Consider the following 11,480-nt stretch of genomic DNA (forward strand, 5'->3'; position numbering starts at 1 on the left):
GGCTTTGCCCCGCACCCCAGAAGGGGGCTGTCCGCCCCCTTCACCCCGGACCAGCGCAAGCGCTGGACTCGGGGTCGATGAACTGCGCGATGCGCAGTTCATCGAACAGGCCGTGGCAAGACCCGCGACGACCTTGCCAGTTGAGACAGCAGCACTGCCCTGCCTGGTGGCAACGTCTTCCCTGTCGACAGCGCGCATCGCGCGCTGTCGCCCCGCGTCCAGGGCTTGCCCAGGCCCCGGGTCCAGGGGTGGACAACCCCTGGTCGGGGTCCGGGGTGAAACCCCGGCGCTACGCTCTGAGAGCCTAGCGTTCGGCTTCGTCGTCGCCCGCCATCCCGAACGCCCGCATCTTTCGCTTCAGCGTATTCCTGTCGATCCCGAGGGCCCGCGCGGCGCGGCTCAGGTTGCCGCTCTCCGCCGTGAGCGCGGCCGCGAGGGCCGCGCGCTCCGCCGCCTCGACCACGTCCCGCAGCGGCCGCACGTCGCTGCCGCTTGCGCTTCCGGCGGCGCTTGCGCTTGCGCTCCCGCTGCCGCTTCCGCTCCGGATGTCCGGGGCCAGATCCGACACGTTGACCACGTCGTCGCAGAACACGGCCCACCGCATCACCTCGGCCCGGAGCTCGCGCACGTTGCCCGGCCAGGCGTGACTCGCGAGCGCCCGCATCGCTTCGCGCGTCACCCGGAGCCGCCGCCCTCCCTTCTTCGCCCGGATCTCCGCGAGGAACGACTCCACGAGTCGCTCCACGTCGCCCGGCCTCGCCCGGAGCGGCGGCACGAGCAGCGTCGCGCCGCGTAGCCGATAGTAGAGATCCTCCCGGAACGCGCCCGCCTTCACCATCGCCCCGAGATCCCGGTGCGTCGCGGCCACGATCCGCACGTCGACGGAAACCCGCCCCTCGCCGCCCACGCGCCGGAGCGTCCCCTCCTGCAGCACGCGCAAAAGCGCCGCTTGCACCCGCGGCTGCATCTCGCCGATCTCGTCGAGGAACAACGTCCCGCCGTGCGCTTGCTCGAACACGCCCCGGCGCCTCTTCCCCGCGCCCGTGAACGCGCCCGCCTCGTGCCCGAAGAGCTCGCTCGACAGCACGCCCTCCGCGAACACCGAGCAGTTCTCCGCCACGAACGGCCCGTCCTTCCGCGGCGAAAGCGCGTGAATCTCCCGCGCGCAGAGCTCCTTGCCCGTGCCCGTCTCCCCGAGCACGAGCACCGGCGCGTCGCTCGCGCCGACGCGCTCGATCTTCGCCCGCAGCTCGACCATCGGAGCGCTCTCGCCGAGCAGCGACGACGTTCCCTTCTGCGCCGCTGCCCGTAGGCGAGCGATCTCGTCGCGCATCGCGCGGATCTCGGGAAACCCCTCGATGTCGAGCCGCACCTCCCGCACCGCCTTCGGATGCGGCACGGGCACGAACGCGGGCGGGATCACCTGCAGCATCCGCGCCGGCAAGAGGCCTGCTTGCACCAGGATCACCCAGAGCGTCTGCGCTTGTGGCGTGCCCGCCGAGAGCAGGACGTCGAGCGCCACGTTCGTGGCCAAGAGCTCCGACTTCGCCCGCTCGACGAGGGGGCCGAGCAGGCGAAAGAGCCGTCCGTAATCGGTCGGATCATCGGTGTCGATCACGCAGAGCTCGACCTTGCGCACGCGCGCCTCGATCGAGCGGCAGAGCGAGCGGGCGGGCGTCTCTCCCTGCGGGATCGAAAGCACCCACGCGACGTCGTAGCGGCTCTCGTTCTGGTCGAGCAGCCTGAGCACCGGCCCCCGATCACTCGCGGGCCGCGCCATCTGATGCGAGGGCTGCGGGCCCGTCACTCCCGCATCCGACCACGTGATGAGCGCTTGCTTCACCTGGTGCATCGTACACCACCCATGGTGCACCGTATACCACCGTTCTGATGCACCGTGCACCATCCCTGCGAGGCTCCCATCGAATTCTCCGCGAAATCTGACTGGCACGCTTTCCGCATTACGGGGCCACGAACGCAATCAACAAGCCGTTCGAGCTACCTGCCATGGGCACTTCTTCTCTCCCCAAACCGTCCCTTCCCCCGCATGCCCGCATCTTCGCCCGCCCCGATGTCTGGATGGAGGGCGAGGCCATCACGCAGTTCGTCCGCGTCGCCGAGCTCCCCGGCTGCGTGCGCGCCGCGGGCATGCCCGATCTTCACTCCGGACGCGGCCCCATCGGCGCCGCGTTCGCCTTCGAGGAGCGCGTGCTCCCGTACCTCGTCGGCGGCGACGCCGGGTGCGGCGTGCTCCTCTTCGCCACGACCGCCTCCCCGCGCGCCGTGGACAAACTCGAGCGCCGCGTCCGCGCCGCGATGGACGAGGATCCGCTCGAAGGCTGCGACCCCCTCGAGGTCTTCGATGCCTGCTGGCACAAGGGCGCGAGGGGCCTCACCGAGGTCGCGAACGTGCCGGACGACATCGCCGCGATGGCCGAACGCGAGTGCACGCTCGATCTCGGCCCGAGCGGTGATCCCGCGGACTACCGCGATCCCTCGCACGGCCGCGCGCTCGGCAGCATCGGCAGCGGCAACCACTTCGCCGAGATCACGCGCGTCACCGAGGTGCGCGACGAGGCCGCGGCAGACGCGATGGGCCTCGAAAAAGGCGGCCTCGTCGCGCTCGTGCACACGGGCTCGCGTGGGCTCGGCGCCCAGATCGGGCGGCGCTACGGCGACGTCACGCTCACGGGCGCGGCCATCGACGTCTACCTCGCGGATCTCGCGGGCGCGGTGCGGTTCGCCCAGGCAAACCGCTTCCTCGTCGCTTGCCGGCTGCTCCGCGCGCTCTCGGCGTTGCGAAGGGACAAGGTCCGCTCCGCGATCGACATCGTGCACAACACGATCCGGCGCGAGGACATCGCGGGCACGCCTGTGTGGATCCATCGCAAGGGCGCCGCGCCCGCGAGCCGCGGCGAGGCCACGGTCGTGCTCGGCAGCCGCGGCGCGCCTTCCTGGGTGCTCGTCGGGAATGGGCACGAGGGCGCGCTCGCGTCGGTCGCGCACGGCGCGGGTCGTCGCATGACCCGCACCGAAGCGCGCGCCAAGCTCGCCACGCGGTACAAACGCGCCGAGCTCGGCCGTACGGCGCACGGCGGCCGCATCGTGTGCGACGACGCGGACCTGCTCTACGAGGAGCACCCGGACGCGTACAAGCCGATCGAGCCGGTCGTCGCGAGCCTGGTCGACGAGGGCCTCGCGGCTCCGATCGCCTCGCTCGTGCCGCTCGTCACGGTGAAGCAATGAAGAAGCTCGTCGTGCAGGTGACGGCCGGCTACGGGCCCGCGGAGGTGCGCCGGTTCGTCGCGCTCCTCGCGGCGCGGCTCGCGGATGCGTGTGATGCGCGGGGCCTCGTCGTCGAGGAGACGGTGATCCACGGCGACGAGGACGCGCCTCTTTCGGTGGAGCTCGTCGTCGCGGGGGATCCTGCGCGCATCGAAGGCGAGGCAGGCACGCACGCGCTCGTCGCGCGCAGTCCCGACCGCGGAAAAGCCGCCCGCAAGCGCTGGTACGCGTCCGTCGTGCTGCACGAGGACGACGACGTCGGCGCGGACGACGGGGCCGCGATCGACCCGCGCGACGTCGAGGTCACGACGATGCGCGCGAGCGGCCCCGGCGGGCAGAACGTCAACAAGACGGAGACGGCGGTCCGCGCGCGGCATGTGCCGACGGGGATCGTCGTGCGGGTCGCGGACGAGCGATCCCAGCGGGCGAACGTGCGGCGCGCGCTCGCGCGGATCGCGGTGCTCCTCCGGAAGCGGGCCGCACACGCGGCGGCCGCGAAGGAGGCTGCGCGATGGACCTCGCATGCGCGGCTCGAACGAGGCGCGCCCGTGCGCACCTACGCGCTCTCGTCGCGGGGCGCGCTCGTGGAGACGTGAACTTCGAGAGGTGAACCCATGCGAAAAGACATGTTCGAGCTCATCATCGAGCGCCCGCGGTACGACTGGGGTCGCGGGCGTGGCGCGGGCAAGGGCCGCTACGCGACGCGCATGAAGGCCGATCCCGAGGCCGCGCCGCTCAAGGAGGGCATGAAGTACCGTGGCCGGACGCGGGATCTGAACGAGAACCTCGCCCCGCTCCGCCGCTTCCTCGAGCGCCGCGTGGGACGCCCGTGGGACGCGGTCTGGTCAGAGATCCGCGCCTCCCTCTCGCCCGACAGCGCCGTGCAGAAGCACGTCTTCGATCACGTCCTCCAGTACGTCGAACGAAACCCGATCCTCATCGGCGGCATCCCGCACGCGCCCGCGGGCAGAGGCTCGCGACGCGACAATTTCCTCCCGCTCAGGAGCCACGGGCACTGGCAATCCTTCTACGTTTGTCCCCGGACCGGCCTGCTCTGCGCGGCCGGCGAGGCCCACCGCCGCCGTAAAAAGCGCGCTTCGCGAGCCTGACGTCGTTGTCAGGGCCGCACCGCGCTCGCACCGCGCGCCGCGCTCCCCCTCCCCGCGCGTTTTTCGAACGACGCCGTGATGGCACTCTTCTTGCCGACCGCCGGCCATCGCGCGACGCGCTCAAAGGAGGACCATTCATGCTTCGACTTCCCTACCTTGCCTTCGTCTCGACGCTCGCTCTCACCGGCTGCACGGGCCTCGCGCTCGGGGAAAACAACCCGGGCCAGGACACGTGGCTCGGCAACGGCGCCATCGCCGTCGACGATCGCACCGAGACATCGTTCGTCCTCGCCAGCGACACGGAAGACCCGGCCCAACCTGAAAAGATCCCCGCGAGCACACTCTTCGCGATCGACCCCGACACGGGCCTTGTGCGCGAGGCCGCGAATCTCACGGGCCGTGACGATCCGCGTCTGCTCTTCCCGGCCTCGGGCCTGCTCGTGATGAGCGAGGAGAGCGAAAAGGATCGGCTCGATCTCTTCGATCAGGAGACGCTCGCGCTGAAGAAGAGCGTGGAGCTCGACATCCGGTACCACGGCACCCGCATGAGCCCGAGCCGCAGTTTCATCGGCGTCGCGGACAACACCTCGGAAAAATTTCCGATCCACGTCATCGAAGCCGACACCCTCGATCGCCACGTGATCCCGCACGACGGCGAGTGGCTCGAGGCGGTGTTCCTGAACAAGAGCGACACCCTCGTCGCGATCGTCTTCTACGATCAGGGCAAACCCACGCCGCGGGCGCGTCTTCTCGGCTGGTCGATGCAGGAGCTCGCGATCGCCGGTTATCCGCTCGGCCCGACCGGCTTCTGGGCGGCGCCCGTGTTCGACATCGAGGTACCTGGCATCGCCTGGGATCTCTCGTCCTCGTTCACGTGGATCGGCACGAGCCCGGACGACAAGTACATCGTGTTCCCCGTTCGCAAGGCCGAGGTCCAGCCGGACGACAAGATCGTCTACACGCACGAGCTGCTCGTGCTCGACCCGGGAACGAAGGAGCTCCGCGAGGTCCCCGGCGCGCGTGGCCCCGTGGGCTTCACGCCCGACGGCTCGACCATCGTGTCCTACGGCGATCAGGACATGAACGGCAACCAGGAGCTCTGGCTCGTCGATGCGGAGACGCTCGAAGTCGATCCGGAGCCCGTGACGATCGAGGGCGGCATCTCGTACTTCGTGAGCCGCGACGGAAACTTCATCGTCGTCGCCTCCTCGAACGGCGAGCAACAGCTCGTGCTCTACGACGTGGACCAGGACAGATCCACGCAGATGGAGGGCCCCGGCGTGGGCCTCGAAGAGTTCGTGAGCCGCGTGGGCCGCAAGGAGATGTGGATCGTCGACAATCAATCGCTCTTCCGGCTCGATCTCGCGGCCGGCGAGATCGCAGAGGTGGAGACGACGTTCACCCCCGAGCACGTGAACATCCTGCCCACGCGTGATCGCCTCGTGCTCGACGACGCGGACTCGAACGACATCGTCTTCTTCGACCCGAACGACAAGAGCGTGAAGACCATCGTGGCGCTCCCCGTCGGCAAAACCTCGCCCTGAGCTCGCTCGCAGGCTAGCGTTGGGCCCATGCGGAAGGTCGTGATCCACGGGCCCGGCAGCTACGATCGCCTGAAGCTCGAAGAGCATCCGGATCCCAGCCCCGGCCCTGGCGAGATCCTCGTCGACGTCGAGGCCGCGGGCGTGAACTACGCCGATTGCATCGTGCGCATGGGCCTCTACGAGTCGGCGAAGAAGTACGTCGGCTGGCCCATCACGCCCGGCTTCGAGGTCGCAGGAAAGGTCGCGGCCCTCGGCGCCGGCGTCTCCGAACCCGCACCCGGTACGCCTGTCTTCGCCGTCACGCGGTTCGGCGGCTACGCGAGCCGCGTCGCGATTCCCGCACACCAGGTCTTCCCCTTGCCGAAGGGTTTTAGCGTGGCCGAGGCCGCGGGTTTCCCGTCGGTGTTTCTCACCGCGTATTACGCCCTCTTCGAGCTCGCGAACGTGCGCCGCGGCGCGAACGTGCTCGTCCACTCGGCGGCGGGCGGCGTGGGCAGCGCGCTCGTGCAGCTCGGCAAGATCGCGGGCTGCCGCGTGGTCGGCGTCGTCGGCGCGAGCCACAAGGTCGCCGTTGCGCGCAAGCTCGGGGCCGACGCGGTCATCGACAAGAGCGTCGAGCCGTTATGGTCCGTGGCCGAGCGCCTCGCGCCCGAGGGCTACGACGTCGTGCTCGACGCGAACGGCGTGGAGACGCTCGGCGAGAGCTACCGCCACCTCGCCTCGGCCGGAAGGCTCGTGATCTACGGCTTCCACACGATGATGCCGCGCCAGGGAGGTCGGCCGAACTGGCTCAAGCTCGCGCGCGACTGGCTGCGCACGCCCCGCTACAACCCGCTCGACTTGACGAACGACAACAAGAGCGTGCTCGCGTTCAACCTCTCCTACCTGTTTCACAAGAAGGACTTGCTCGAAGAGTACATGTCGAAGCTCGTCGGCTGGATCGAGGAGGGTCGCATCGCGGCGCCGCCCGTGACCCCGTTCCCCGTGGATCGCGTGGCCGATGCGCACCGCGCGATCGAAAGCGGATCCACGGTCGGCAAGCTCGTGCTCACCTTCTGAGCGCCTCTTCCAGCACCCGAGCGCTCTCGGCCTTGCCCGCCTCGCGTGCCCAGTCGAGCGCGGTTTTTCCCGTCCCGTCGTCGGCGTGTGGATCGGCGCCGAGCGCGAGGAGCGCGCGCACGGTCTTCGCATCGCCGTTGTAGGCCGCGAGGTGCAGCGGCATCCAGCCGTAGTTCGTCGTCGTGTTGATCGGCACGCCGGCCTCGACGAGCGCGGCCACGGCCTCGGCCTTGCCCGCGTTCGCGGCTCCGAGCAGTGCCTCGGGCCCGTGTTTGCCGAGGTTGACGCCCTGCGTGAGCAGCCACCGGAGCACGTCCACGCGCCCCGCGGCCGCGGCCCCTTCGAGCGCTTGCGTCGTGTTCGGATCGAGCCCGCGCGTCGTGAAGAGCTCCGCGAGATCGAGCATCCCGCGCCGCGTCGCCTCCTCGAACGCCCGCGGCTCGATCGGTGCGCCCGCCTCCACGAGCTGCCGCGCGATCCCCGCATGCCCCGACGCGACCGCAGCCGTCACCGCGTTCATGTTCGCCATCACATCCCGCGCATCGAGGCTCGCGCCGGCGTCGATCAGCGCCTCCACGACGCTGATCTCCCCGCGCGCGGCCGCCTCCACGAGCGGCGTGCGTCGCGTGAGCTCGTCTGCGGCATCGGGATCCGCGCCGCGATCGATCAAGAGCTCGGCGACCCTGTCGTGCCCGTTCATGATCGCGAGCATCAACGCGGAGACCGTCCCTTCGAGCACCTCGCGATCGACGCTCGTCTTGTACCTCCGCGTCGCGTCCACGTTCGCCCCGCGCGTGAGCGCGTCCGTGACGCGCGCCTCATCGCCGCGGCTGGCCGCCTCGAGCAGCTCCTCGTCGAGCGTCATGTCTGGAGTGTGTGGGATCGAAACGAGGGTGGGAAGCCGTACCGGAAAGCGGGCTCAGCTTCCGAGCGCTTTTTCGATCGCCTGCACGAGCTTCTCGTCCTCGGGCTCGACGGACGAGGGATATCGACCGATCACCACGCCATCGTTGCCAACGAGGAACTTTTCGAAGTTCCACTTCACCTCGCCCGCGGGCGCAGCCTGCGTGAGAAACGCGTAGAGCGGGTGCTTGCCGCTCCCTTTCACGGTGATCTTCGAAAACATCGGGAACTTCACGCCGTACTTGCTCGTGCAGAACGTGGCGATCTCGGCGTCGGTCCCGGGCTCCTGGGCGCCGTAGTCGTTCGACGGGAAGCCGAGCACGGCAAACCCCTTCGCCTCCAAGCGCTCGTGCAGCCGCTCGAGGCCCGCGTATTGCGGCGTGTAGCCGCACTCCGAGGCCACGTTGACCACGAGCACGACCTTGCCCCGGAAGTCGCCGAGCGAGCGCTCCTCCCCGAAGATCGTCTTCATCTTGAAATCGTGCAGGCTCATTTTCGTCCCTTCCTGAATTGCGGCTCCCCTGGCCGAATCCGTCCCAGCTTTAGGAGACTCCGGTGGTTGCGAGCCACCCTCGCAACCGACGAGCGCCGCGCACGCGATGAGCACAGCGAAGACGACCGATCCAACGCAAGGGCTCTTCATGGCGCCTGCTTAGGGGGCCCGTGCTCGGTACGCAAGGGGCATGCTGGCCATGGACGAAGGACCGCGGGTCGATGATGATGCCGTATGCCCTTTCTCCAGTCCGGATCGCTCACGATCCATTGGTCCACGCGCGGGGACGAACGCGGCGAGCCCGTCGTGTTCGTGCACGGCAACTGGACCACGAGCTTGTCTTGGCGCCCCGTCCTCGACCGTTTGTCCGCGCGCTTCCGCGCGGTCGTGCCCGACCTCCGCGGCCGCGGGCAGACCCACGCCGACGATCACGATTACCGCATCCCGCGCCTCGCCCAGGACCTCGCCGTCTTGATGGATGCCCTGGGTTTGTCCTCGGCGCACCTCGTCGGGCATTCGCTCGGCACGGCCGTGGTCCTCGAGCTCGCGCTCTCCGCCCGCGCCCGCGCTCGCTCCCTCACGCTCGTCGCCCCCGCCTGGCCCGACGGCATGCCGCGCGCCTACCACCTCCCCGAGCGCCAGCGCCTCGCGCAGGAAAACATCACCATCTTCGGCGCCGCTTTCCGCGGCATCGCGCCCACCGCTCCGGACGACGCGTTTTTCCAGGAGCTTCTCGCGGAAAGCCACCGCCAGCGCCCCGAGGCCACGATCGCCACGCTGGACGCGCTCTGCGAATGGGCGCCGGGCGACCGGCTCCGCGAGCTCGCGGGCGTGCCGGCCCTCGTCGTCAGCGGCGAGAGCGACATGCTCTCCACGCGCAAGGTCGGCGCGCGGACCGCGGAGCTCCTCGGCGCGCGCCACGAGATCCTCCTTGGCGTGGGCCATTCGCCGAACCTCGAAGCGCCCGATACCCTCGTTGCGCTCCTCGATTCCTTCGTGAAGGCACTTCCTGGAGGCTGAGCCATGCTCGATCGCGTTATTCCGCCGCTCGATCCCGCCGTCCCGCTCGCGAACGAGGCCCGGTCCTTGGCCGACCTCTTCTTGCGCCGCGCCGCCGCCACGCCCACGGCGGTCGCCTGGAAGGCAAAGAAAAACGGAGAATGGCGCTCCACGACATGGGCCGAGTTCAAGGCGCGCGCCACGGCCCTCGCGACCTTCCTCGTGAAGCGAGGCCTTTCGCCCGGCGACAAGATCGGCATCGTCGGCAGCACCCGCCCCGAGTGGTGCATTTGCGACGTCGGCGGTCAGCTCGCCGCGGCGGTCACGGTCGGCGCCTACCCCACGCTCGCCCCGGGGCAGCTCGCGTACGTGCTCGATCATGCGGACGTGCGCATCGCGTTCGTCGAGGGCAAGGACGAGGTCGAGAAGATCCTCGCCACCAAGCACGAGATGCCCAAGCTCGAGCTCGTCGTCGTGTGGGACACGCAGGGCCTCGAAGAGACCTTGCGTCAGCATGCATGGCTCATCGGCTGGGACGAGGCCCTCGAAGCGCCGGGCGACGCTTCCCTCGTCGCGTCCCGCGTCGAAGCCATTTCCCCGGACGACACGGCGCTTTTCATTTACACGAGCGGCACGACGGGCCCGCCCAAGGGCGCGATGATCTCGCACCGCAACATCCTCGTGACGCTCGCGGGCGTCCATTTCAACGCCTTCACCCGTACGGATATCTCGCTCTCGTTTTTGCCCATGGCGCACGCGGCCGAGCGCATTCTGGCGTTCTGGGGCCGCATCGATTTCGGCATCGCCACCGCGTACGCGACGAGCGTGCCCGCGGTGCTGGAGGAGCTCAAGGAGGTACGCCCGACGCTGTTCGGCAGCGTCCCGCGCATCTTCGAAAAGGCCTACGCCCGCATCCAGACCGAGGTCGACAAGGCCCCGCCCGCGCGAAAGAAGGTGTTTCGGTTGGCCGAATCGGCGGGCCTCGCGGTCGTCGAGGCATGGCAACGTGGCGAGGAGCCCTCGCTCCGGGCGAAGCTCGCGCACCGCGTGGCCGACAAGCTCGTTTTTTCGCGGGTCCGCGAGGTATTCGGCGGCCGCGTGAAACGTTTCGTCACGGGGGCGGCGCCGATTCCGCGCCCGATCCTGGCCTTCTTCTGGGCGGCGGGCCTGCCCATTTACGAGATGTACGGCATGACCGAGGCCACGGTCGTCACGCACGGCAATCGCCCGGGCCAGGTCCGCCTCGGCTCCGTCGGCCGCGCGCTCCCGTTCGTCGAGGACAAGATCGCCGACGACGGCGAGATCCTCGTGCGAGGCCCGAACGTGTTCAAGGGTTATTACAAGAACCCCGAGGCCACGCGGGAGATGATCGACGAGGAGGGATGGCTGCACACGGGCGACATCGGCAAGAAGGACGCGGACGGCTTCGTTTACATCGTCGACCGGAAAAAGCATCTGATCATCACGTCGGGCGGGAAAAACATCAGCCCGGCGAACGTGGAGAACGAGATCAAGGCGAGCGACACGCTCATCAGTCAGGTGCACGCGCACGGCGATCGGCGGCCGTATTGCACGGCGCTCGTGACGATTCACCCGCTCGAAGCCGTGGAATGGGCGAAGGCGCGTGGCCACCTCGGGGACGCACATGCGGAAGAGCTACGCCGCGCGCTCCTTTCGAGCCCGCTCTCCCGTCCGGCAGGGCTCGCGCCGGTGATGGAGAAGGCCACGACCGATCCCGAAGTGCAAAAGCGGGTCGCGTCGGCAGTCCGCCGCGCGAATACGAAGCTCGCGCGCGTGGAGGGAATCAAGCGGGTGCACCTGCTCGATCGCGATTTTTCGCTCGAGGAGGACGAGGTGACGCCAACGCTCAAGGTGAAACGAAAGGTCATCGAGAAGAAATTCGCCCAGGTCTTCGACCGGCTCTACGAGGAGCCAGGATTCGGCATTCCGATCGAAGACGAATGAGCGAGGAAGGCTCTCATCGGGCAGCCGTTGCGCCGGGGCGCTGCCCCGGGCCCCGCGGGGGCTGTTCGCCCCTCGACCCGAACCAGGGCAAGCCCTGGACCATTTGGGAAGAACTGCGCGGTG

The 11,480-nt window shown here is 69.0% G+C and carries 10 protein-coding genes; 7 read left to right on the top strand and 3 right to left on the bottom strand.

What is annotated here, in order from left to right; translation table 11 throughout:
* Positions 1–304: 304 nt before the first annotated feature.
* Entirely contained in the window at positions 305–1,843 is a 1,539-nt protein-coding gene (locus KEG38_RS54150; RefSeq protein ID WP_272429029.1) for a sigma-54 interaction domain-containing protein, read from the bottom strand.
* A gap of 164 nt (positions 1,844–2,007) precedes the next feature.
* Between KEG38_RS54150 and KEG38_RS54155 the strand changes: the two genes are divergently transcribed.
* The 5 genes from KEG38_RS54155 (at position 2,008) to KEG38_RS54175 (ending at position 6,997) form a co-directional block, all read left to right on the top strand.
* Positions 2,008–3,246 (top strand): RtcB family protein, encoded by a 1,239-nt coding sequence (locus KEG38_RS54155; RefSeq protein ID WP_272429032.1) that lies wholly within the window; start codon positions 2,008–2,010, stop codon positions 3,244–3,246.
* Entirely contained in the window at positions 3,243–3,881 is a 639-nt protein-coding gene (locus KEG38_RS54160) for a peptide chain release factor-like protein (RefSeq protein ID WP_272429033.1), read from the top strand. The genes KEG38_RS54155 and KEG38_RS54160 overlap by 4 nt, the downstream gene beginning before the upstream one ends.
* Positions 3,882–3,899: 18 nt before the next feature.
* Complete coding sequence (locus tag KEG38_RS54165) at positions 3,900–4,394, top strand: hypothetical protein (RefSeq protein WP_272429034.1); 495 nt, start codon at positions 3,900–3,902, stop codon at positions 4,392–4,394.
* 137 nt (positions 4,395–4,531) lie between these two features.
* Positions 4,532–5,938 (top strand): TolB-like translocation protein, encoded by a 1,407-nt coding sequence (locus KEG38_RS54170; protein ID WP_272429036.1) that lies wholly within the window; start codon positions 4,532–4,534, stop codon positions 5,936–5,938.
* Positions 5,939–5,965: 27 nt separating this feature from the next.
* The gene (locus KEG38_RS54175) at positions 5,966–6,997 is read left to right on the top strand and encodes a synaptic vesicle VAT-1 family membrane protein (RefSeq protein WP_272429037.1); all 1,032 of its coding nucleotides are present in this window, start codon (positions 5,966–5,968) and stop codon (positions 6,995–6,997) included.
* Here KEG38_RS54175 and KEG38_RS54180 read toward each other — a convergent pair.
* A complete protein-coding gene (locus KEG38_RS54180) occupies positions 6,987–7,862 on the bottom strand; it encodes an ankyrin repeat domain-containing protein (protein WP_272429039.1) in 876 nt (291 codons plus the stop codon). The genes KEG38_RS54175 and KEG38_RS54180 overlap by 11 nt on opposite strands.
* Before the next feature lie 54 nt (positions 7,863–7,916).
* Positions 7,917–8,393, bottom strand: coding sequence for a glutathione peroxidase (locus KEG38_RS54185; RefSeq protein ID WP_272429041.1), 477 nt, complete (start codon positions 8,391–8,393; stop codon positions 7,917–7,919).
* A 234-nt stretch (positions 8,394–8,627) separates the two neighbouring features.
* Here KEG38_RS54185 and KEG38_RS54190 point away from each other — a divergent pair, with 234 nt between their 5' ends.
* Together KEG38_RS54190 and KEG38_RS54195 are read left to right on the top strand one after the other, a co-directional pair.
* On the top strand, positions 8,628–9,413 hold the full coding sequence (locus tag KEG38_RS54190; RefSeq protein ID WP_272429042.1) for an alpha/beta fold hydrolase: 786 nt from the start codon (positions 8,628–8,630) through the stop codon (positions 9,411–9,413).
* A 3-nt stretch (positions 9,414–9,416) separates the two neighbouring features.
* Complete coding sequence (locus tag KEG38_RS54195) at positions 9,417–11,357, top strand: AMP-dependent synthetase/ligase (protein ID WP_272429044.1); 1,941 nt, start codon at positions 9,417–9,419, stop codon at positions 11,355–11,357.
* The last annotated feature ends 123 nt before the right edge of the window (positions 11,358–11,480 follow it).

The sequence above is a fragment of the Polyangium jinanense genome, assembly GCF_028435265.1.
GTDB classification, from domain to species: domain Bacteria; phylum Myxococcota_A; class Polyangia; order Polyangiales; family Polyangiaceae; genus Polyangium; species Polyangium jinanense.